This is a genomic window from Pseudomonadota bacterium, from assembly GCA_039196715.1.
Classification (GTDB): domain Bacteria; phylum Pseudomonadota; class Gammaproteobacteria; order CALCKW01; family CALCKW01; genus CALCKW01.
The window spans coordinates 1-23,503 of record JBCCUP010000070.1; the positions used below are offsets into that span (position 1 = coordinate 1).

Annotated in this window: 18 protein-coding genes; 14 read left to right on the top strand and 4 right to left on the bottom strand. The window is 61.3% G+C overall.

The features are described 5' to 3' along the window. The first annotated feature begins 69 nt into the window (after window positions 1–69). From AAGA11_18380 to AAGA11_18420, 9 genes are all read left to right on the top strand, one after another. On the top strand, window positions 70–1,293 hold the full coding sequence (locus AAGA11_18380; GenBank protein ID MEM9604838.1) for a hydantoinase/carbamoylase family amidase: 1,224 nt from the start codon (window positions 70–72) through the stop codon (window positions 1,291–1,293). Window positions 1,294–1,499: 206 nt separating this feature from the next. Further along, a complete protein-coding gene (locus AAGA11_18385) occupies window positions 1,500–3,485 on the top strand; it encodes a hypothetical protein (GenBank protein MEM9604839.1) in 1,986 nt (661 codons plus the stop codon). Next, on the top strand, window positions 3,482–4,222 hold the full coding sequence (locus AAGA11_18390) for a hypothetical protein (protein MEM9604840.1): 741 nt from the start codon (window positions 3,482–3,484) through the stop codon (window positions 4,220–4,222). Before AAGA11_18385 ends, AAGA11_18390 begins: the two co-directional genes overlap by 4 nt. 2 nt (window positions 4,223–4,224) lie before the next feature. Next, window positions 4,225–5,826 (top strand): hypothetical protein, encoded by a 1,602-nt coding sequence (locus AAGA11_18395; GenBank protein ID MEM9604841.1) that lies wholly within the window; start codon window positions 4,225–4,227, stop codon window positions 5,824–5,826. Window positions 5,827–5,869: 43 nt separating this feature from the next. Next, window positions 5,870–6,862: a MoxR family ATPase gene (locus tag AAGA11_18400; protein ID MEM9604842.1), complete on the top strand. Its 993-nt coding sequence runs from the start codon at window positions 5,870–5,872 to the stop codon at window positions 6,860–6,862. A 25-nt stretch (window positions 6,863–6,887) separates the two neighbouring features. Next, complete coding sequence (locus tag AAGA11_18405; GenBank protein ID MEM9604843.1) at window positions 6,888–7,886, top strand: DUF58 domain-containing protein; 999 nt, start codon at window positions 6,888–6,890, stop codon at window positions 7,884–7,886. Further along, entirely contained in the window at window positions 7,883–9,778 is a 1,896-nt protein-coding gene (locus AAGA11_18410; protein ID MEM9604844.1) for a BatA and WFA domain-containing protein, read from the top strand. Before AAGA11_18405 ends, AAGA11_18410 begins: the two co-directional genes overlap by 4 nt. Next, window positions 9,771–12,320 (top strand): VWA domain-containing protein, encoded by a 2,550-nt coding sequence (locus tag AAGA11_18415; GenBank protein MEM9604845.1) that lies wholly within the window; start codon window positions 9,771–9,773, stop codon window positions 12,318–12,320. The genes AAGA11_18410 and AAGA11_18415 overlap by 8 nt, the downstream gene beginning before the upstream one ends. Before the next feature lie 522 nt (window positions 12,321–12,842). Next, window positions 12,843–14,228, top strand: coding sequence for a hypothetical protein (locus AAGA11_18420; GenBank protein ID MEM9604846.1), 1,386 nt, complete (start codon window positions 12,843–12,845; stop codon window positions 14,226–14,228). Between the two features lie 286 nt (window positions 14,229–14,514). On the opposite strand, the gene AAGA11_18425 is transcribed toward AAGA11_18420, so the two are convergent. Further along, entirely contained in the window at window positions 14,515–14,847 is a 333-nt protein-coding gene (locus AAGA11_18425) for a hypothetical protein (GenBank protein ID MEM9604847.1), read from the bottom strand. 325 nt (window positions 14,848–15,172) lie between these two features. Between AAGA11_18425 and AAGA11_18430 the strand changes: the two genes are divergently transcribed. Next, window positions 15,173–15,541 carry a hypothetical protein gene (locus AAGA11_18430; protein MEM9604848.1) on the top strand — a complete coding sequence of 123 codons (369 nt, stop codon included), beginning with the start codon at window positions 15,173–15,175 and terminating at the stop codon, window positions 15,539–15,541. A gap of 49 nt (window positions 15,542–15,590) precedes the next feature. On the opposite strand, the gene dbpA is transcribed toward AAGA11_18430, so the two are convergent. Continuing rightward, window positions 15,591–16,979: an ATP-dependent RNA helicase DbpA gene (dbpA, locus tag AAGA11_18435; GenBank protein MEM9604849.1), complete on the bottom strand. Its 1,389-nt coding sequence runs from the start codon at window positions 16,977–16,979 to the stop codon at window positions 15,591–15,593. Between the two features lie 257 nt (window positions 16,980–17,236). On the opposite strand from dbpA, the gene AAGA11_18440 reads away from it, so the two are divergent. Together AAGA11_18440 and AAGA11_18445 are read left to right on the top strand one after the other, a co-directional pair. Then, window positions 17,237–17,704, top strand: coding sequence for a DUF1456 family protein (locus AAGA11_18440; GenBank protein MEM9604850.1), 468 nt, complete (start codon window positions 17,237–17,239; stop codon window positions 17,702–17,704). Between the two features lie 310 nt (window positions 17,705–18,014). Then, window positions 18,015–18,755 (top strand): fatty acid desaturase, encoded by a 741-nt coding sequence (locus tag AAGA11_18445; protein MEM9604851.1) that lies wholly within the window; start codon window positions 18,015–18,017, stop codon window positions 18,753–18,755. A gap of 152 nt (window positions 18,756–18,907) precedes the next feature. On the opposite strand, the gene AAGA11_18450 is transcribed toward AAGA11_18445, so the two are convergent. Beyond that, window positions 18,908–19,975 carry a serine hydrolase domain-containing protein gene (locus tag AAGA11_18450; protein ID MEM9604852.1) on the bottom strand — a complete coding sequence of 356 codons (1,068 nt, stop codon included), beginning with the start codon at window positions 19,973–19,975 and terminating at the stop codon, window positions 18,908–18,910. A 250-nt stretch (window positions 19,976–20,225) separates the two neighbouring features. On the opposite strand from AAGA11_18450, the gene AAGA11_18455 reads away from it, so the two are divergent. Continuing rightward, window positions 20,226–21,128, top strand: coding sequence for a transposase (locus tag AAGA11_18455; protein MEM9604853.1), 903 nt, complete (start codon window positions 20,226–20,228; stop codon window positions 21,126–21,128). Window positions 21,129–21,713: 585 nt separating this feature from the next. Here AAGA11_18455 and AAGA11_18460 read toward each other — a convergent pair. Continuing rightward, complete coding sequence (locus AAGA11_18460) at window positions 21,714–22,046, bottom strand: hypothetical protein (GenBank protein MEM9604854.1); 333 nt, start codon at window positions 22,044–22,046, stop codon at window positions 21,714–21,716. A gap of 978 nt (window positions 22,047–23,024) precedes the next feature. On the opposite strand from AAGA11_18460, the gene AAGA11_18465 reads away from it, so the two are divergent. After that, on the top strand, window positions 23,025–23,503 hold a 479-nt coding region (locus AAGA11_18465), incomplete at its 3' end, for a hypothetical protein (GenBank protein MEM9604855.1).

Below are 23,503 nucleotides of genomic sequence, written 5' to 3' on the forward strand. Positions count from 1 at the left end.
CCGGATTGCTATTCCACGGTCTCTGTGGCTGACTGGCGTCCAGTCCGACACGAACAAAAAGAGGCTTACGTGTTGCGTGCGAACACCGAGCGCGTACTGAGGGACCTGTACCACCTGCGGTCGATCGGCACCTACAAAACCGGTGTGCATCGACCCACCCTGTCGGCCGACGACATGACCGCGCGCCACTGGCTCGCCGACCAGTTGCGGGCCATCGGGCACGAGGCCACCATCGATGGCATCGCGAACGTCTACGGCCGCGCACCGAGCGACGGACCCGTCGTGCTGGCAGGCAGCCACATCGAAAGTCAAAACCACGCCGGCTGGCTGGACGGCGCACTCGGTGTGGTTTACGCGCTCGAGGCCGCGCGGGCCGCCGCCGAGTCGGGCGTGGCAGGCGGTGTCGATGTCATCGCGTTCGCCGATGAGGAAGGCCACTTCAGCGGAGCGTCCTTTCTCGGCTCCGAGAGCTTTGTGGGCGACGTGTCGGAAGTGGCCCTCGACGGTTCCGTCTGCCGATCGGGCCGCGGACGCTTGCGTGACTTGTTGGCCGACGCGGGGCTCGCGGGTCGCGAACGCCTGACGATCGAGCCGGGCCGCTACCGCGCCTTCTTTGAAGCACACATCGAACAGGGTCAGACGCTGGTCACGCAGGGCCTGAAAATCGGCGTCGTCACATCCATCGTCGCGATATGGCAATACCGGATCACTTTTTCCGGCATTCAGAACCACGCTGGCACAACCCAGATGGCCATCCGCCGCGATGCGGGCAAGGCATTGATGGGTTTGTGGCATCAGATCGAGCAGGCGTTTCCAGGTGTGGCCGGGCCGCACAGCGTGTGGACGGTCGGGCGCGTGACGCTCGAGCCTGGACAGCCGTCGATCATCCCCGGCGGTGCAGAGATGATCGTGCAGTTTCGCGACGCCGACCCGGCGACACTGGACCGCATGAAGGCAACCCTGTACGCGCTGGTCAGCGAGGCCAATGAAGGCCCCTGCACCGCGACCATTGAACCCATGGGCGAGAGCACGCCCGCCCACATGGACAAAACACTTCAATCCACCCTGATTGAATCCGCGAAAGTCCACGCACCCGACCAGTGGCTGGTCATGCCGTCGGGCGCCGGCCACGACGCCCAGGTGATTGCACTGCGGGTACCCTCGGCCATGCTCTTCGTGCCCTCGATCGACGGCATCAGTCACCACTGGACGGAGAACACCTCGGACGACGACATTGCCCTCGGCGCAGAGGTGTTTGTCGATGCGATTGGCCGTGTGTTGTCGGGGCATTGATTGCACGGGTCTCTCCCGCTGGAACCGAACAACTGTCTTCAGCTTGGCTCACAGAGCGCGTGCAACGGTGGCGTACGTGGCAGGAACACCCACGCAACCGTTGTGGCCGACGTCAACGCGGTCCCGTCCGATCTGACTCGCCGACAACCGACGTGCTTGGCGAGTGCTGCGTGGTCAGCGTGTTTCCGGATGTACCATCACCCCCTATGACCCGCGATCTGACATCAACGTGCCGGTGCTGGTTCTGGCTCGCCCTGCAGGCAGTGCTCCAATGCATCGCGGTACTGGGTTCCGTCGCGGCGCACGCGCAGCTGCAACGCGCTGACCAGCACATCGAGATCGACGCCCACGTCGGCTTCCAACAGCAGGTGGTCATCGACACCTGGACGCCCGTCACGGTCACTGTGCGAAATCACGGCCCGGCCGTCACCGGCGCGCTCGACGTCGTGACCACCGACGCCAGCCCCCACGGTGACTACCCCACGCACTACCGACAGCCTCTGACCTTGGCGCAAGGCGCGCAAAAGCGCGTGCAGTTCACGGTGTTCCTGTCTCGCATCGCCGTGCCGGTGGAGTTTCGGGTGATCGGCGACGGCGGCGAGGTCGTGGCCAGCCGGTCGCTGGACCTGCGCACCCAGCTCAGCCGACAGCGGTTTGTTGTGGCGCTGGGCCGCGATGCGAACCTTGGCTACCTGAACGACCGTGACACACACCAGCTCGGCGTGGTGTACCCACTGGCTGAGTTTCTGCCCGCCCACTGGCTGGGCTACGACAGTGTTGAGGCCGTTGTGCTGCACCGGGTCTCGCTGCGCAGGCTCTCGGATCAGCAGGTCCAGGCGCTGCGAAAATGGGTTGCCGCTGGCGGCAGCCTGCTGGTGAGCGGCGGGCACGACACTGCGATGCTGCAAGCACCGCAACTGGCTGCCGTGTTGCCAGCGCACATCCAAGGCACGCGGACTGTCAGCGACACGACCGCGTTGCACACGGCACTCGACAGCAAATGGCCACTGCCAACCGGGTCGTCACCTCTGATTCTGACGCACCTCATTCCGAATCCCGAGTCGGTCAGCACCTTCGTGTTGCGCGGCGCCGACGCACTGCCGCTGGTGGTGGAAGCCGCAACCGGCCGTGGTCGCGTCGTGCTGACCGCGTTTGACATCGCAGGCGAGCCCTTTTCGAGCTGGCGAGGGCTACGCGAGCTGATGTACCGCGTGCTGCAGCCGCGTGCAGTCGAGTCGGTGACGTTGATTGACGCGCAAGATCACCCCAGCACAGAGACACGGCTGCTCGATCAGCTGGTTGCACAACGCGCCGTGGACTACCCCGGTCACCTGCCAGTGATCGCGTTTGCCGCACTGTATCTGGTCGTGCTGGTGTTGCTTGTGCGACGGCCGAGCGCCGACCAGGCCAGTCGCCTTGGCACCCATGCGGTGGCCTTCACTGTCCCGATGGTTTTCGTTGCGGCAGCAGCCGGCCTCTTTCACCGCGTCCTGTTTCCCCAGGCACCGATGCTCGCTTCATTGGCGCTTGTGGAGCCCCTCGACAACAGCACGCTGGCCGAGCTCGACCTGCACATCCGACTGCAGTCCACCCGCACCGACCCACTTCGTGTCGACTACGGCGGCGTGTCACCCCAGTTTCGGGCCGTCGCGAACACGGACAGCCGCTACACCACCCAGGCGCCACCCCCACCCGCAACGTGGATATTCGAACAGGACACCACGCCCGCGATCACACCCCATGCCGCCCTGCCGTATCGCACGTACAGCGCACAGGGCAACGACATCGTTAACTTTGACGTAGACGTGCAATACCGGGCCGATTCAGGGCTCGAGCTGCGCAACCGGTCCGGTCGCACGCTGACCGGTCTGTGGGCGTTTACCCGCGGTGGGGCCTTCGCACTCGGCACGGTCGCCGATGGCGAAACCGCGCGCCTGCGCTTCGATGAAAACCAAGTGCAATCGAACTGGCGCGATCAACTCCGCACATCACACGACGGTGTTGCGGTTGCCGCATTCGACGCGCTGCTAAACGGTGAGCTGAGCCGCCGCATCCGTCGCGACAGCGATGCCGATCTGCTTCTGCTTGGCTTCACCCGCAGCCCCTGGCAAGGACACGACACCGCCAAACGGGACAATCTCTACCTGAGCATCGTCGCCTGGCGCCTTGACAACTCGGAGGTGCGACCGTGACCGACAGTGCTGCGGCTCGCCTGCGCACGCATTCGATCGCGGCTATCACCCACGGCTTCTTGCCGTACCTTGCGTTGCAGGCAGGCGTGTTGTTGCTGTGGTGGCCGAAGACCAGCCTGCTTGAACGCACGGGCACCGGTGACGAGCCGGCGACACTGGTCGCCGTGCTGGCTGTCAGCGGTGCCGCCCTGGCGGGCTTTGCCTTGCTGATGGACATCTTTCCGCCGCGCACCCCTCAGCCGGTCGGAAGACCAACGGCTGAGCCGCCGTCGACCGAACAACCGCGCTCCGTGATCGGATACGTCGGCATACAGCTCGCTCAACTCGGTTACCTGATGCTGTTGTGCCTGCCGCTCACGTTGGTTGCGCACGCGATCTCAAGCCTTGCCGCTGCTGAGCTGTCGTGGGTCGTCGCGTTCACGGCCGTGCACACGGTGTTCTACCGCGTGCTTGGCATCTGGTTTGTGCTGCGCTGGCCGGCACGGGAGGCCGTGCTGAAACTCGGTTGCCCGGCTGTGCTGGTGTCTGTCTATGCACTCGCCACGGTGTTCAGTCCGTGCCTGAGCCACGCCGCGTTGAGCTACCACGCGACCGCACCGAACAGTGCACCGCCGCTGTTGCACTGCGGTGCGCTGTTTGTTGGCAGCTACACCGTCTTGGCCGTATTGTTGTGTCTAGACGGGCTTCGCCTGCTGCGCTCACGTGCGCGGCAGACATCCGATGACGTGGCAGCGTAACCGTGAGTTCAGCATTTCGCTTTTCGGTACCCGCAGGCAGCCGCGCCGGCACAGGCGGCGCCACGCTCGCGCAACTGGACAGCACGGTCCGCCGACTCGCGTGGGCCGAAGGCAAGCAGGCGGTGACACACTTCGCTCTGGCGGGGTTGTTCTGGGGCCTGCTGGCGGCCTGTGTCGCGGTCGTGGCCGTGCGCCTCACTGGCCCGCCGGTGACGCCGACGCAGGCCCTGGCGATCTGCGTGGTTTTCGGCGTGGCACTCGGTGCTGCGATCGGCTGGACCAAGCGGCGCAGCCCACTGTCGGTTGCGATCGTGACCGACATCCGCCTGAATCTGAAACAGCGCCTCAGCAGCGCCTGGGAGCTGTACGAGCGCGACCCGCACTCGTCGCAAGCGAGAGACCTCGCGGCCCAGTTGCAGCGGGTGCGCACGCTGGTCGGCCATCGCGTGTTTCCACTGTCCAGCCGATCCGGCAACGCCGACTTCTGCTACCCGGGTGTGCGCTGGGGTCGCCTGGTGCCGATCGCTGCGCTGCTGTTGTTGTTGGTATCGAGCCTTGAGCTGACCCCGTCAGGCAGCGCCCTCGAGACCGCGATCGACCCTGCCGTGCAACGTGAAGGTGCCGTGTTGCAGGCGTACAGCGCCGCGCTGGCGCAGCGCGCCGCGAGCGAGCAGCTTGCCGCCAGCAGCGAGGTAGCCGAGGACATGGGGCGCCTCGGGCGGCGTATGCAGGGCGGCAGCCTGAGCCGGGACCAAGCAGTCACCCGCCTCAACGACTTGCGCCTCGACATTCGTGATGCAAGCGCGGAACTCGCCGCCCAGACTGGGGGCGGCCAGACTGGGAGCACCGAGGCCCTGGCACGGGCACGTCAGCAGCTTGAACAGGCTGCGCAGAATGCCCTCAACGGCACGCCATCCGCCTCCAATGCCCTTGAACTGTCGACGCTCGACCGTGCCCTGGATGGCACCGACATCAACCCGGAGGCGTTCCGCCGAGCGATGAGCGCCGCCGAAGACGGTGACACGGAGCCACTCGAATCCCTGTTGCAGACACTGCGCGAACGCCAGCGGTCGGCCCGTGACGCCGAGGAACTCGAACGCGCCTACCGCCGAGTACAGAGCAGCCGCGACAACCTCGACGACAGCGCCGGCAGTGCGGAATCCGGCCAGCCAGGTCTCGGCCGCAGCGACAGCGATGACAACGCGCGGGGCGAACCCGGCCCCGGTGTGATGGAACTCGAAGACCGCGACGCCTCGGCGCGGGTCTTCCGCCACGCGGCACAGCGAGGCGGCCACGGGACGTCGCCGGATGCCCGCCAAAGCGAGGTGACGGACAACGGCCTCGACCTCGATCTGCCGGACATCCGCGCCAGCGGTACGGTCACCGAGGGCCAGGACATCGTGGTCCAGACGCGCGTCCAACCCACCGTCAACGCGGTCGCTGGGCGGGCGCGGGCTGTCGGGCTGCCGCAACACCAACAGCTCGAGGCGATTCTCGCGAACGACACCGTCCCGACGCATCAGAAAGACTACGTCAAATGCTATTTCCTGCAATTGAGTCGCGCCGTGGACGCCACACCCCGGGACACGGACCCGGGCCGGTAGCGCCAACGCCGAGGACCAGATCGAGGGCACGCCACAGACCACCATGAGCCAGCAAACAGACATCGACACCGCCAGCGCCCGCATTCAGCAATTGCGCGAGGGCATCGAGCAACAGATCGTCGGACACCACGACATCATCGACGGTGTCCTGGCTGCCCTGCTGGCCGGGGGCCACGTGCTGCTCGAAGGCGTGCCCGGCCTCGGCAAGACCCTGCTCGTGAAAACGCTCGGCCATTGCATGGACTTGCAGTTTTCCAGGGTGCAGTTCACACCGGACCTGATGCCGGCCGACATCATCGGCACGCAGATGGTGGCGCAGGACGAGCACGGCCAACGCCACTTTCGCTTTCAACAGGGCCCGGTGTTCACGCAGTTGCTGCTGGCCGACGAAGTGAACCGTGGCACACCCAAGACCCAGTCGGCCCTGCTCGAAGCGATGGAGGAACACCACGTCAGCGTCGGCAACGAAGTGCACACACTGCAGCAGCCCTTCATGGTGCTGGCGACGCAGAACCCGATCGAGATGGAAGGCACCTACCCTCTGCCGGAAGCCCAGCTCGACCGCTTCATGCTGAAGCTGGTGGCCCGGTTTCCGGATATCGCCGACTTGTCCGTCATTGTGGAGCGGGCCACCGGCGCAGCGGCGGAGCCACCCGCAGCGGTGCTCGACGCCGACACGCTGATGCAGCTGCGGCAGCTGACACGCAGCATCGTGGTGGCCGACCACGTGAAAGACTATGCCCTTCGGCTGGTGACCGCGACCCACCCCGAGTCAGCGGATGCACCGGAGGTGACCCGTCGCTACGTCCGGCACGGCGCAAGCCCGCGCGGCGCCCTGAGCGTGATCCTGATGGCCAAAGCCCGGGCACTGATGGAAGGCCGCCTGAACATCAGCTTCGACGACATCAAGGCCAGCTGCCACAGCACATTGCGGCACCGCATCGTGCCGAGCTTCGAAGCGGAGGCAGAAGGCATCACCCCGGATGCGGTGATTGATGCGATTGTTGAAGCCATCCCGCTGACCCAAGGCGACTAACAGGATCGCTAGGCCAACCCTTTCCATGCACGCGCCACCAGTCCAGCCCCCCTCAGCCAACACCGCCGCTGACAGCGTGGGGTACCGCAGCGTGTTCGATGACGCCTTTCTGCGTCGACTCGAACGCCTGCCGTTTCTGGTCAACACGCCGGCCCGCGGCCCGCGTGCCGGCGAACGGATACACGCGCGCACCGGCGCCGGACTGGAATTCAGCGACTACCGCCCGTACCACCCCGGCGACGATGTCAGGCACGTGGACTGGAACGTCTCGGCCCGACTGGATCAGCTGTTTCTGAAACGCTATGCCAGCGAGCTGGACACCAGCGTGCATGTGTTGCTGGACATCAGCACCAGCATGGCGTTCGGCACCGTATCGAAGCTCGACTACGGCCGACAACTGGCTGCCGCATTGGCGGTGATCGCGCTGTCGAACCGAGACCGCTTTGCGCTGTCGGTGTTTCACCAGACACGCGATCACGCCTTGCCGTACCTCAAAGGCAAGCACCACCTGCACACCGTGCTTCGCTTCCTGTCCGAGATCGACACCGCTGATGCACAGACCACCAACCCGGGCACAGCGGTTGAGACCACAACTCCGGGGCGCAACGGCGGCGGCTTTGTTGACACGTTCAACGAGGTGGTGGGCAACCGCGCCAGCCCCGGTGTGTTGGTGCTGATTTCCGATCTGCTCGGCGACAGTGACATCGCAGCCGCGTTGCGGGCACTGCGGTCGCGTCAGCTCGATGTCATCGTCGTTCAGCTGTTGACCGACGAGGAACTGTCGCCTGCCCTCGACGGCGTGTTGAAGTTGATCGACAGCGAAACCGGCGAGGACATACGCACCACGGTCGACGCCGCGCTGCTTGCGCAGTATCTGGCACAACTGCACGCCCACCTGAACACCGTCGAGGCGACCTGCCGGCAGGCCGGCTTCCGCTACCTGCGCAGCTCGACATCCGTCGCGCTCGAAGCGTTGATTCTGCGTGACCTGGGTTCGCCGCGGCGTCGGGCGGGCGCGCCGTGATCGGTTTCGCTCAGCCCTGGGGCCTGCTGACCCTGGTATCGCTGCCCCTGATCATCCTGTTGTACCGCATCCGGCCCAAGCGACAGGACGCGGTCGTGTCGAGCCTGCAATTCTGGCAGCAGGCCATACGCATTCGCGACCGACACCGCCGATTCCACCGTGTGTTGCGGGACCTGAATCTGTTGCTGCTGCTCGCGCTCGCGTTGTGCCTCGGGCTCGCGTTGGCCCAGCCGCACTGGCAGGTGTCCACACAGGCGTCGACGGACGCGGTGTTGATCATCGACACGAGTGCGAGCATGAACACCCGCGTGAATGCGCTTGGCCGGACACGGTTTGACGAGGCACGCGCCAAGGCCGCTGACATCATCGATGCGCTGCCGACGGACGGCCGCTTGCTGATCATGACCAGCGGCCGGGCCCCGCGGGCACTGACCGGGTTCGAATCGGATCGGGAGCGCTTGCAAGCCACCCTCCGCGCCGTCGAGCCAACGCACGAGGCCGGTGACCCGGACGCGGCTTTCACGTTGGCGCGGTCGCTGCTGCGCGGCAGACAACAGGCGCAGTTGCATGTTGTCACCGACGGCGCGTTCGATGCCGCGTCGCGCTTCTCGACGGCGGGCAGTGACATCCACCTGGTGGGCAACCCGCAAGACAACGTCGCCATCACGCGCTTCAATCTCCGTAAATCGCTCCACGCCGAAGCGGCCTACGACGCCTTCATCGAAGTGCACAATTTCTCGAACGACCCGGTCACGGCCCCATTCAGCCTCAGCATCGACTCGACGCTGCAGTCGCAACAGGACATCTCACTCGCCGCCAACAGTGCAACCGCCCTGCTGATCCCCGTGTCAACCACGCCGCGTGGCCGAGCCACGGCGCAGGTGCAGATCGACGACGCGTTGGCGGTCGACAACACCGCTTGGATGGGCTTCGCACCGGTGTTCTCGAGGCGCATCCTGCTGCTGACACCGGGCAACTTCTACCTTGAAACCGCGTTGCGCGCGCTGCCCGACACACGACTGGATGTGATCACACAGCCAGAGGGGGCAACCGACACCGCTGAGCAACAGGCCGCCGAGCTGCGCGGCTACGATGTGGTTGTCTTCGATCGCATCCCTGTCCCGGAACTTGGCCGTGGCAATTTCCTGCTTGTCGACACTGCGCCCGTCGGGTCGCCCTTTGCTGTGGCACAACGGGGTGACGCCGTTGGGGTTGACGGCACGGACAACAGCCACGTGATGCAGGACCTCGACCTGAGCCAGGTGCGCATCAACGCGCCTCGCCTGGTGTCTGCTGACACACTGCCCGGGTGGCAACGGCTGTTCTGGACGTCCGACGCGGACCTCGCCGTGAGGCGTTTGCAACCCGGGCAACGGCAGATCGTTCTCGGTTTCGATCTGCTGAACTCCAACTTTCCACACCAGACCGCGTTCCCGCTGTTCATCCGCAAAAGCATCGAGTGGCTGGCCACGCCGGGGTTCAGCCTCGCCACCGGGCCGGGCGGTGACCGCAGCCGGCAGGTCGCCACAGGCGAACCGTTCACGCTGGCGTTTCCGCCCCACACCGAAGAGGTCCTGATCGCGTCACCGAACGGGGACGCACAGGCCGTGGCGCTAGACGCACCCCGCTACACGGTCGCAGACACATCGAAAGCCGGGCTGTACCAGTACTCGATCGCCGGCGTCCGGCACTACATCGCCGCCAATCTGACGGACGCGGCGGAATCCAACATCACCCGGCGCGTGTCGGCTGCGGCAGCCACAACGACACCACCCGACGCGCAGTTGACGGGCATCACCCAACAACCGCTGTGGCCGTACCTGGCCTGGTTCGCACTCGCGTTGTTGCTGGCGGAATGGGGCGTGTGGTGCGCACGGCGTGGCCATGCCTGAATTCATCTACCCGGCCTGGCTCGTTGCGCTGGCTGTGCTGCCCGCCATCGCATGGGCCGCACGGTACCGCAGCGGCACAGCAAGCACGCGGCTGTGGATCGGTACGGCCCTCCGGTGCCTTGCCGTCGCGACCCTCGTCGTGGCGCTGGCCGGCCCGATCACGCACAGCGCCAGCAACCGGGTCACGGTGGTCTTTGCCCTCGATCAGTCCGCCAGCATCGACGCCGATGCGTTCGACCGCAGCCTGGAGTGGGTCAGAAACGCCGTCGCGATCAAACCGGCGCAGACGGACGTGGGCGTGGTGGTCTTCGGAGCCAGTGCCGCCGTGGAACAGGCACCCGCTGCCGAGCTCACCATCGACGGCACGGTGCAGTCCTTTGTCGATCAGGACGCGACTGACATCGGCGCGGCCATTGAACTGGCACTGGCCACCCTGCCCACAGGCGGCCAACGGCGCATCGTTGTCGTCAGTGACGGGGCCGAGACCGAAGGCGATGCGCGTGGCAGCGCGGCCGCTGCCCACGCACTCGGCGTTGAGCTGTTTGCGGTGGCACTGGAATCACAAACGCGGAGTGACATTGTCCGCCTCGACCACATCAGCTCGCCGGACTGGGTACACGCCAACGAGCCGTTTGAGATACAGGCCTCGGTGCACAGCCACTCGCAAACGCGCGCGTCCATCACGGTCTTGCGGGACGGTGGCGTGGTGTACCAGGCCGAGACGCAACTGCAGGCGGGCAACAACGTCATCGACGTCGCAGATCGGATACCGAACCCGGGCTTGCGCGAGTACGAGGTGCTCGTCAGCAGCGACGCCGACGCGCAGCTCGAGAACAACCGCTTCAGCACCTTCATCGACGTGCGTGGCCCGCCGCGCGCGTTGCACGTCTACACGGAGGCCACCGAGGCCGACGTGTTGACGGCAGCCTTGCAGGTGCAAGGCCTCAACGTCGAGGCGGTGACAGCCAGCCGCTTTCCCTCAACCCAGCGCGCGCTGTACGACTTCGACCTGATCATCCTGAACAACGTCTCCGGCTACGACCTGTCACTCGCGAAAATGCAAGCCCTGGAGCACTACGTCCGCGACGGCGGGGGCGGCGTGATCACGGTGGGCGGCGACCGGGCCTACGCCGCCGGCGGATACTACGCCACCCCGCTCGAAACCCTGCTGCCGGTGGACATGGACATCCAGGTGGACGCGGCCATCCCCGTCGCCGCGGTGACCATCTTGCTCGACAAGTCCGGCAGCATGTCGTCGCAAGTCGACGGTGAACAGAAGCTCGCCATAGCGCGGCGCGCCGCGTTGGCCGCCATCGAGGTGCTGAACCCGCTCGACCAGATCGGTGTGCTGGCGTTCGACTCCACCTTCGACTGGGCCGTGCAACCGACACTGGCCGGCGAGCGCCGCGCCATCGTCGACAGCCTGCAGGCGATGACGGTCGGCGGCGGCACGCGGCTGTACCCGGCCTTGCGCGAGGCCCATCGAATGGCGCGGTCGCAACAGGCCAAGGTGAAGCACCTGATCGTGTTGTCGGACGGGCTGGCCGAGTCGGACGAAGACTTCGTCGCCCTCAGCCGCGAGATCGCCGCCAGCGACATCACCGTCTCGACTGTCGCCTTCGGCGCCGGCGCGGATCAGCAGCTGATGCAGGTCATCGCCGATATCGGGGGTGGCCGCTACTACTACGCCAAGGACCTGCAGCACGTCCCGCGGATCTTCACCAGCGAGACGCTCACCGTCACACGGGACCTGTTTGTCGAAGCGCGGGTCACACCGGAAACCCGCGACGGCCACGCCATCCTGTCCGGCATCGAACCGACTGCCGTGCCGGCCTTGTCCGGCTACCAGCGCACCTGGCCGAAGCCCGCGGCGCAGACGCTGCTGAGCGCGGGTGACGACCCCCTGCTCAGCGTCTGGCGCTACGGCCTCGGCCGCTCTGCGGCGTTCATGTCTGACCTCAGCGGCCGCTGGGGTGCGGCGTGGACCGAGTGGCCCCAGTTTCCGCAGTTGGCGGCCCAACTCGCACGCTGGACCATGCGCCAGCAGAACGCGGGGCAGCTCAGCGCCGGGTTTGCCGTGCAGGACCAAACCGCGACCCTCAGCGTCGACGCGCTGGACGGCGACGACCGTTTCTTGAACGGCCTGACGCTCAGCGCCAGCATCAGTGACGCGTCCGGCACCGCAACCACCACCCCGCTCGACCAGGTCGCATCCGGTCGGTACGAAGCGACGTTTCCCGTTGCCGCAGGCAAGCAGTACGTGGTCTCGGTGAGCGCGCAGCGCGATGCCATACCGACCAAGGTCTTTGCGCTGGCCGTGCCCTATTCCCCTGAGTTTCAGAACGCGGGGCTGAACCTGCCGCTGCTCGAAGACCTGGCCCGCGAATCCGGTGGTGACGTCATGTCGCTGTCCCGACAGCCGCTCGAGGCCATCCTGGCCCCGTCGGCCAACAGCACGGAAGCGCAGCGCATCTGGTGGCCGTTTCTCGGGCTGGTGTTGTTGTTTCTGATGCTGGAGGTGGTGGTGCGCAGGGTCCGATAAATTCGCTAACAGTGGGAAGAACGTCGACAAGGGCATTCAGAGACCATTGATCACCTTTTGGCTGGGCACAGGGCGCAGTAATAGCCACCGCACGCCCGTGCGCACAGCCAGCAGATCAGCGTCTAACCGATCACACACCGGTGTGCCAACGCAATGGAGCCAGCTGCCCCCGATGCAGAAACCCTGGCACCCGATCACACCACCCGCGGACCACGACTCCAGCGACGCAATGCTTCGCCCGAGGGCCCATGATCCGCTGCGCGACCACATGCCCACCTCGTGGAGTCAGCGAAGGTCGCCCGCCGGCCTGTACGACCCAGGGTGCGGGACACTTCCCGCGGGCTACCCATGCTTGCCCACCCCCCAACTCAACTTGCGACAAGACCGCCTACACTCCTCGTGTGGGCGTGCGCCTTGTCGATGCCGCTCGTTACAGAACTTTGCCGACGCACCGCGTTCTATGACGCATCTCGTCTTCATCGATGGGTGCACTTCGCACGAGGAACGGATAGACCGACACACATGGCGCCGCACCAACACACTCAAGGCACCAGCACCCAAGGACTGTTCGCGTCAGTCTTTATCGCTTGCTTTGCCGTGGCCTTGTTCATGTCGCTGATACTGCCGCTGTTTGGCTTTTCCGCCACGTGGGGCGGGCTGGGGCACGATGGATATTTGGAACTTGGTCGCAATATCCTCGCCGGCAATGGATTTCGGTTCTCACCCGACGGACCGCCAGCATTTCACCGCCCACCGCTGTTCCCCACGCTGATAGCCCCGCTGACAGTGTTCGGCGAAACCGGCCAGAAGGTCGGCATTGCGCTTGTCAATTCACTCTTTGTAGCCATTGCCTGTTACTATGTGCACCGCACGGCGCTGCTGCTGTTCTCACACCACACGGTCGCCAACGCTGCCATCGTGTTGCTGCTACTGAATCCCTGGCTGCACAGATTGATCAGCTCACCGCTGAGCGCCGTGATGCAAATGGCGCTCTTTACCGCGGTGTGCTTCTACATGTTGCGTCTGATTGTGCATGTGGACACGATCCGCATGTACAGTTGGCGGCAGACGTTCTGGTCGGGTCTCAGACTAAGCCCTTTGTTTGTGGCGTTCTGCTACGCACATGGCACCAGCTTTTATATCTGCATGGTGTTCTTGACCCTTACTGTCGTCGCCTCGGCAGCCATGCGCATGTGGCGGGTCTGCGGTGCCGCGGTGCTAGTGGGCATCCTCACCGCAACAGTCTTGAGCCCGTGGGCACTGCGAAACGAAGCCATACTCGACCGGCTTGAGCCTGTGACCAGCGGTGCTGGGTACACCTATTTCTTGAGTAACCAGTATTGGGGTGTGTTTGATTGGTCCAGTGGGATAGACACCGACTACAACCGGGCAGCCCTGCGTGCTGGCGGCGTGACGGAAGACCCTGACAAGGTGATGCAGTACTGGGGCGTTATCGACCCCGAAGCAGACGCCACCTTGAGACAATCGATGCTCGACCACATCAAAACGAACCCGCTGGAACTGGTACAGAAAGCCGTTCTCAGCTTCGCCGATATCCTGTTTCCTGTGACGCACGTTGTGTGGTGTAAATCGGTGGGTGCCAGTGGATATTGCCCCACCACCCTCGACGAGTATCAAACTGCCTCGCGCGTCGCGCGCACCCTGTACATGCTTGCCATTGTGGGTATGGCGATCGCATCCGTGTGGTGTGGCATGCGCCAAGCGCTGTGGGCGCCCGCTGCTGCTTGCGCGTTGGCCTTGTTTCACACCGTGCCGTACTGGCCAATCGCCACCTACGCCCACCACGGTATTTACTCGCTCGGCTCTCTTCCGCTACTGAACGTGCTCGCAGCCGCCACGCTGGTGCGGCTGTGGCGGGCACAGAGGCCAGTGACGGTTGCTCTGTAGCCTCCGAGACCAAGCCTTCCTACTCGAGAGAGTAAAAGTCGTTTTAGGCGACCACGGGCTTACACCCCACCTGCGTGCCGTCAGCCCAACTCGAGGGCACGTGTTGTCGGCAGTGACCAGCCCGACAATGTAGGTGCAATAGGAAGAAGCCAGACCAACACGGACACGCCGTTGATCTCCCGAGGTTGGATCAGTACACGACCGGTCTCGAAACTGACTTACCACCACGCCAAACGCCGCACCCGATAGGCAATCAGGTAGCCAGCAGTCAAACGATTCTGGACTGTCAATTGACTGAAATGGTGTAGAGAAATGCGCGCGAACCGCTTTGGTTACCGACGACCAGACCGACGACGTCTTTGCCGAGGAAGCCAGCGTTCGGTGTGTAGACCACTTCTTTTGAAGCCACCGACTGGCCAACGCACCCGGTCGACGTGCCGATGCCAACCCGCTCCGGCACCACATACTTCGCGTCGCGGTACGTGATCACCCCGTTCGCCGGCTTTTGCGTGATCTTCCGGGTGAACGATCGGGCTTGGCAGTCCTTGTTCCAAAAACCGAAGTTGTCCAGCACGATCTCGCCGCCTGCAACCACGCTGCGAGAGCGGTTTTCAGCCACCTCGACTGTCTGAGCACACGCAGCCAACGCGGCGACACACACCAATCCGAAAAGCGTTCTCACCGGGAGCTCCTACGTACAACGTCCGACAAACCTATATTCCGGGCTCCGCGGCTGTCAACGACGTGCACATCGCTAGCGCCACAGGTCAACGTGATCAATTATGTTGGCTACCGCACACCCAAGGACAAACGTCACAGGTCACCGCCCACGACGAGGACGTCCTGTACCATTCGCCTCTCGGCCCCATGACGAGGATACAGCCATAAAACCGATAAGTGCGACATTTCCCGGCTGGCTCGCGGGTTTGGCGATGATGTGCATCGTGAGTGTGAACGCAGGCGTGTTCGCTTCAGAGCCAACCCCCGACGCGTCCCGCATCACAGGCGCCGACATCGACGCCTTGCTGAGCGGCCGAACTGCGATCGGAGAGTGGGGTGACGACACCTACAGACAGTATTTTGATCCGTCGGGCACCACGTTCTACGCACCCAAAGGCAAGCGCACGACACGCGGGTCCTGGCGCGTTTCAGAAAGCGGCAGTCACTACGAAAGCTGGTGGAGCGGCAGTGACGACAACTGGGAAGCCTACGAGATCATTCGCGTGAGCGACGGGCTTGCCTGGCGTGATCCGAAAGGTCAGCTCTACCCGTTTGCCATGTTGGATGGACAGCAGTTGGTCTGGCCGGACTGACCGCAACCGACGTTCACTGGTCTAGGGCCTACGTCGGCGCAGTTTGCGCTCAGACGAAGAGTATCCGCGCCTTGAAGGATTTGCCTTTTATTTTTCCGTCTCGCAGGATCGTCAGGGCTTTGTTGGCGGCGGCACGCTCAACCGCCACGTACGCACGGTTGTCGAAGATCTGAATTTTGCCAACACGCTTGCCTTCAACCCCGTGCGTGCCCGTCAAGGCACCCAGGATGTCGCCCGGCCGAACTTTCTGCTTCTTGCCACCGTCAATTTGCACGGTTGTCATAGCCGGCTTGTAGGCAGCTTGCTCAAGCACACGCGCAGCGGGCAGCGGCACGCAGTTAAGCGGTTGGCCCAAATTGCGCTCAAGCTGCGCCAAGCGCGGTTGATCCCGGTCTGAATACAAGGTGCATGCGATGCCCTTTTTGCCTGCACGGCCCGTGCGCCCGACGCGGTGTGTGTGTGCGTCAAAGTCACGCGGGAATTGTGCGTTGATCACCGCGTCCAGGGCGTCGATATCGAGTCCACGTGCCGCAACGTCGGTGGCCACAAGAACCGACGCACTCTTGTTCACGAACCGCACCAGCGTCTGGTCACGGTCCTTTTGATCGAGGTCGCCGTGCAAGGCCAACGCACCGAACCCGTGGCGATGCAACGCGTCCGCCATCTCCTGCGTTTCCCGCTTGGTGATGCAGAACACCACCGCTGATTCCGGCTTGTACTGCAGCAGCAATGACCGCACCGCGTCCGAGCGCGAGACTGTTTTATCCACCTTGAAGAAAAACTGTTCAATGCTGGTGTCGTCGTGCGCGCTGTCCACCTGCACGGTCACCGGGTCAGACATCACGCGGTGCGTCATTGCCAGGATTTCGTCCGGAAAGGTTGCGCTGAACAACAGGGTCTGACGCTGAGCGGGCACGTCGCGCAGGATGTTGTCGATGGATTCCTCAAACCCCATGTCGAGCATGCGGTCCGCTTCATCGAGCACCAGGCACGTCAGACCAGACAGTGCCAGCGTACCCTTGCCAAGGTGCTTTTCCACGCGGCCCGGCGTGCCCACCACAATGTGCACACCGTGCTCCAACGACCCCACCTGCGGGCCGAACGGCATACCACCGCACAGGGTCAGCACCTTGATGTTCTTGAGGGCGCGCGCGAGCTTTCGAAGCTCGGTTGCAACCTGGTCCGCCAGCTCACGCGTCGGGCACAGCACCATCGCCTGCACACTCAACCGTTTCGGCTCCAAGCCCTGCAACACAGCCAGACCGAAAGCAGCGGTCTTACCAGAACCCGTCTTCGCATGAGCGATCACGTCACGGCCATCCAGCATAGGAGGCAGGCTCTGCGCTTGCACCGGTGTCATCGCGTGATAGGAAAGCGACGCCAGGTTATCGAGCAAAGCGCGGTGCAGCGGCAAGGAACGGAAGTCAGTCGGGTTCAAGACAGGCGTCTGCTGTTCGGTGAGGAGCGATGGGTTTGCGCTGGCGGCACGGCGTTCAAACCGCACAGCGTGGCACAAAACAACCCACTCGATTGAAAAATCAGTCAGACGTCACTCGCCACCAGCGAGGGCAGACACCCACTGCAAGCCGTGTTGCGCTCAATCGGTCCCTGCCCCCGTTCGGGCGTCTGATACCATCGTGCTCTGCCCGCTCCCGCCCTCATTTGCGCTGCATCGACGCCACCACTGGACCCGCTTTGAGCAACAACGACACCTTCCAACGCATTCGCTACACGTTCTCTCTGGACATCAACGCCCTGATCGACATCTTCGCGTTGGCCGATGTCACCGTGTCAGCAGCGCAAGTCGAGGCATGGATGTCACCGGATACCAGCGACGGAGCCGAGCTCAGCGACACGGACCTCGCGTCTTTCCTGAACGGATTTATTGCGCTCAAGCGTGGCAAAAACGAGGGAGACTCGCCCAAGCCTGAGCGCACCTTGAACAACAACAAGGTGCTGCAAAAGCTGCGCATCGCCTTGAACCTCAAAGCCGACGACACCTTGGAGATCCTGCGGCTCTCAGACATCCACTTGAGCAAACACGAACTCAGCGCCCTTTTCCGCAAAGCCGACAACAAGCACTTTCGGGCATGCAGTGACGAGCTGTTGCAGGGGTTCCTGCTGGGCGTTTACAAGAGCTTGCAAGCCGCTGAGGGCGAGTGACGACGAGGCTGAGGCACACAACGGGCAGCGCCAGACCGCGCCCTCCCGCCAACACCCTTGCATATTTGACGTTGGCCACCTACGGTTAAACGCAGCCACCCCATCGGCGCGCAGACCGTGCGCAAAAACCCTTCAGTTTGCTCGAGCAGTGCCTGTCAGGGACAGCCCGACTAGGCCTGTGGCATATCTGTGTGAGACAGCACGGTTTTCAAGCAAGCAACCACTGACATGTAGTGGCCAGTCGCTGCTGCTTCGGGCCACGTGTATGTTCAGATACCCCGCTGACCGCATCCCGGTTTCCATTGTGCTGATGATCAGCGTGATCGACTTCCTCGTGTATTTTCTCGTCGATGACATCGCCTGGTTGGCAGGGTACACGCTGATTGCGATTCTGCCGAAAGGGGTGATCTGCGCCTGGAATCACCACCATCAGCATACGATGACGTTCCGCTCCAAAATCCTCAATCGCATTCTGGAGTTCTTCTACGCACTGCACACGGGCGTCACGACCAACCTCTGGGTGCTGCACCATGTTTTGGGTCACCACAGAAACTACCTTGATCAGACACAAGATCAGAGTGCGTGGAAACGGTCAGACGGTCAAACGATGAACGTGCTTGAATACACCCTGACCGTCGCAGGAACGTCGTACTATCGCGGCTATCAGGTCGGAAAACAGTTTCCCAAGATCCAGCGTGACTTTCTGCTCTACTCCGCAATCACACTGATCGGCGTCGCCGTACTGTGCTGGTACCGGTTGGTACCCGCGCTGTTCGTCTTTGTGGTGCCGATGATTTTCAGCCTGCTGTTTACTGCATGGGTAACGCACGACCACCACAGTGGTCTCGACGTCGATGATAAATTCCATGCCTCATACAACAATGAGAATCGGCTGTTCAATCTGCTGACAGGCAACCTGGGCTATCACACCGCGCATCACTACCGCCAAGGCCTTCACTGGTCAAAGCTTCCCGAGCTGCATGAAAAAATCAAACACCGGATCCCCCCGGAACTGATTCGAAATTCCAGGTTTGTTCTGACCGATATCTGACGCGGAACTCGTTCGTTTTCCAGTTTACTACTGGGACACCAACCGAATTCACTGGACACCCACACTTGGCTGTTGCACCGCAGTTTCGCACCAACGTCGGCACGATTCTGGACGGGCTCCATTTCTCGCTGCCGGTAGCAGTGCTCCGACCACTACAGCGCTTCGTATGTCAGGTCGAGCACATCCGCAATGTGCGCACTGTCGAGCCAGCGGTATACGCCGACCAACCCGTTTTCAGGATCGTGCAGAATGACCTGCCCGCCTACACCCATCGCGAAGAAACAGCTCTCGGGTGCGCGTTTACAGAGTGCCCTGCGGTGATTCAGCCACGTAAAGTAACCGTAGAAGGGTGCGATGTCGCAAGGCGTGACCATCTCGTCCACCCACTCTGACGACACGAGTTGGCGATCACCGTGTCGACCGCGGTTGACCAACAGTTGGGCCAGACGGGCTTGGTCGCGGGTGCTGATCACCATGCCACCGCCCCAGTGCCCGCCACCCGGCACGCTTTGGATGGACTGGCCGTTCAAGGCGACCCAGCTGTTGTCATAGCCGTGCCAACGCCAGTCGGTGCTGGCCCCGAGCGGCCGCATGATGTACTCGTCAAACACCTCGACCACGGAGCGCTCGAAGAGGTGGAGCAGCGCGAGCGAGAACTGGTTGATCCGCACGTCGTTATATTCCCAGTGCGTCCCGGGCGCCTGCAATGCGCGTAGACTGCCCTTCGCCCCAGTGGGCGCCGTGGGTTGCAACGCGATATGGCGAAAGTGGTCCACCTGGTCTGGCACACCGAAACAGCTGCCCGACCACTCGCTCGTGAACTGCAACATCTGCCGCCAGGTAATCGCCTGGTTGTGCTCGCTGTCGAATCCGATGCCCGGCAGGCGCTGCGCGATGGGTTGATCCAGGTCCGGGATCAAACCGAGGTCGCGCGCAACACCGGTCACCAACGCGAGGCAGGTCTTGGTGACGCTGAAGGTCATGTCGGCGCGGTCGGTATCGCCCCAGCGGCACACCACGTCCCCATTGTGAACCACTAATCCACAGGTCTCGCCCCGAGCAAACACCGGCCCGAGCAAGCGGTTGTGCGGCGGCGTGTCGGCGAGGTGAATCCCCCACTGCTCACCCGAGGGATCAGGCTCCAACGACCAACCGCATTGGTGGCTTTGCGCAAACGCAGCGAGCGCCTGCCACCTCACCCCAATGTCTTCACTGCCCATACACAATCACCCGCCTCTCACCAAACCCACCTCCCCGTCATGGACAGGCACCGTTCGCAGACCCATTTTAGATACAGCTCGCACCCGGCAATCCAGATCCCGTGCACTTTTCGCATGCATTAGGGTGCAGTGCCCACCGTTCATCGGCAGGATCGCGGTACATCACCCCGGTAACACGAATGTGCCGACCCCTCGCAGCCAACTGATCTCCTACGCCGACACACCCTGGTACCACTGCGTGTCGCGGTGTGTGCGCCGCGCCTTTCTCTGCGGTGAGGACCGCTACACAGGCGAGAGCTACGAGCACCGCAGGGCGTGGATTGAAGATCGCGTCTTGGAAGTCGCTTCAGTTTTCGCGATCGATATCGCAAGCTTCGCGATCATGTCGAACCACTACCACCTGGTTCTTCATGTTGATACGGATGCAGCAGCGCAGTGGAGCACCGATGAGATTGTTGAGCGTTGGCACACACTGTTCAATGCCAGCTATCTCAGCAAGCGCTATGCTGCGAACGCAGACGCAATGCTGCCCAGCGAACGTGAGCACGTTGTCGAACTCGCCGAACGTTGGCGCAGTCGCCTAAACAGTGTGTCGTGGTTTATGCGCTGCATAAACGAGCCAATCGCCCGACAAGCTAACGCAGAGGACAATTGCACTGGATCCTTTTGGGAAGGCCGCTTTAAGAATCAGGCCCTACTTGACGAAGCGGAAGTGCTGGCGGCTATGGCGTATGTAGACCTCAACCCCATAAGAGCCAACATGGCCGACACCCCCGAAACCAGTGACCACACCAGTATCCAACGGCGCATTCGCTCAGCGGAGCAAGGCACCATCCCACGCGACCTGATGCGGTTCCAAGGCAACTCGAACAAACACAGCCTGCTCGGTATCCCGTTCGCCCTTGAAGACTATGTGCAGCTGGTCGACTGGACCGGACGAGGGGTACGAGGCGACAAGCGCGGTGCCATTGATCACGCCCTGCCACCTTTTCTTGAACGCTTGCAGTTGGACGAAGGTACCTGGTTCACAATCGCAACAGAATTCGAGCGCAACTTCAGACAATGGCTAGGCTCGGAAACCGCTATACAAAACGCCACGCGCAACGTTGCCAAAACCCGGAGCCGCTCGCCTCCCCTTCTGCGAGCCGGTTAGTACTTAGCCACCTCTAAACTACCAGACCGACGCATAGTCGGATTTCGTCGTGTTTTGAATTCGCTGTTTTCCGCGAGGGAGACACGTGCTCGTACTGCTATGGCGAAGCGCACGGGAATTCCGTGATTCGAAAGAGTATACACAGTTCTTCGAGAACTTCAGGATTCGTTTGACATCTAGTGGTGCCAATCTTGGTTTACGTGCCTCGGTTTACGTGTCTTGAAACGCGCTCATGTTTGATGTCTAATTTTTTTCATAAACTTCTGAATCTCGTATACAATACAACAATAGCGCGCACCCAATTGAAAAATATATCTCTTGTAAATGACTCTATTCCCTTTTCGAAGGAAGTTTTAGGTCTTGACAATACTGTTATTCTAGCTGAAGCCGATCCAATTAATTTTTGCAGCCCGGAGTGCACCTCCGCAATGGCCGCGCATCCGCCTCTAAACTCATTCGAGGACAGGTAGAAGAGATACCCAAAAATCCTATACTCGAATACATAGTTGCAAACCAACAATTCATTTCCAATTAGATTCATTTCGGCATATATATTGAGCGGCTTTCCCAGATAGAGTAACCCGCTCACTCCGTAGCATTCTTCACCGTCGCGCTCTTTATAAATACCTGTTGGAAGAATAAACTGAAGCACACACAATAAACCAAAAAAATGGTGATCTTGTTTAGCAATGCCGAAGAAACGCCAAAAATCAATCCCACCACCTCCAATACTACAGCAGCTATCGCAAAAATTATTGGAGCTGCAAAAAGACCTGCATCACTGAGCAAATCCTTAGGTCTGTCTGTCATCCTGTCATGCACTATGCGGCTTAAAGGAAGCCAACAATGGAGACGATATTCTTCAAATCCGTGAGAACCTAGCAAGCTTGAATAGGAGTCACCACGAATCTCAAACATGCGTCTAATAAATTTACGTCCACCATCTGAATCAGAAACCTCCCCAGAGAACTGTTTAGATTAATCTTCAAAAGACGACCTTTCCTCAATTCCGATACCAGTTTGCACAACGGAACTATCGTCACTCATTCGTATTTTTAAAGTCTCGAAGCCTACCAGTATTCCAAGAACGCCAAAAACCAAAGTAACTACACTAAGGACAAATTGAATTACTTCAAACATACTTTCACCACCCTGAAAATGCCGAATATATACCTTCCAGTCCATACAGGCCTGAGCAATTTTCCTGTTACGGCGTAAACCACCTTACACTGCATTCTGCTGGCGCCTATCTTAGTGTACATTCAGCAAAACAGAGCAGCATTCGAAGAGAATTGATGCGATCGCGAAGCATCCAGAAGAAATACAGCCTGACTGGCAACCCGTCCGCCCTTGAAGACTGCGTGCAGCTGGTCGAATGGCACAGCCGATGGGTACAAGGAGACAAGAGCAGTGCCATTGGGCATGCACTGCTACCTATGCTCGAATGCTAGCAGTTGTACGAAGAAATTGGCTCAAGACTGCCACAGAGTTTCAGAACACTCTCGAACAATGGGTAGGCTAGGAAACCGCTATACAACCCGCCACACGCTAAGTTGGCAAAAACCAGGGGCCGCTCGCCGCCACTTCTGCGAGCCCGTTAGCACTTAGCCACTTCTAATCTACCTGACCGACACAGAGTCGGGTTTCGTAGTACTTTGATTTCGACATTTGCCGCATGGGAGACACGTCTATGTAGATTCACGGGGAAGCATGTGGGATTTCCGTGCTTCAAACGGGCATGGACAGTTCTTGGAGACCATCAGATATCGCTTGCTCTCCAATGGTGCCTGTCTTCGTTTACGTACGCCACACTAACTGAATTTATAATAAGCCGGCTTCCAGAATGCGTGCAAATATGATAAGTTGCAGGTGTAAAAAACAGTGCGAATTCCAACAATGAATGTCGACGCCAATGCGATAGATTCCCCCCTAGCAATGATTGCTTTATTTGTCGTCATGATTGAACTGTTTCTACTCTATCCAATCGCCAAACTTGAGGGGAGAGACCGGTCAAGACTAGTGCTCTTTATAATAGGATATCCGGTATTTATCGCTCTCTCATTCTTTATCTTGCTTTGGAATAGACCCATCCATCTGTATACTCCACAAACTCTGGACGCAGATCTGAGACAGTCGCTACTACCTGAAAAGCTTGACAAAGAACTGGCTAGTGACAGGGTGACGCTCGCGGCAATGGAAATAAAGTTAGCGGAATTAGAAAATAGTATTTCTACAATCTCAGAGACGAGAATAGAAAAATCTGATCCGAATCGGATTCCGGAAAGCAACGCCACCTCTAGTCTTGCTGATATAGAGAGACTTAAATCTGATTTATTATCCAGAATACAAGCCGATAATGATCTATCAGGGGAATC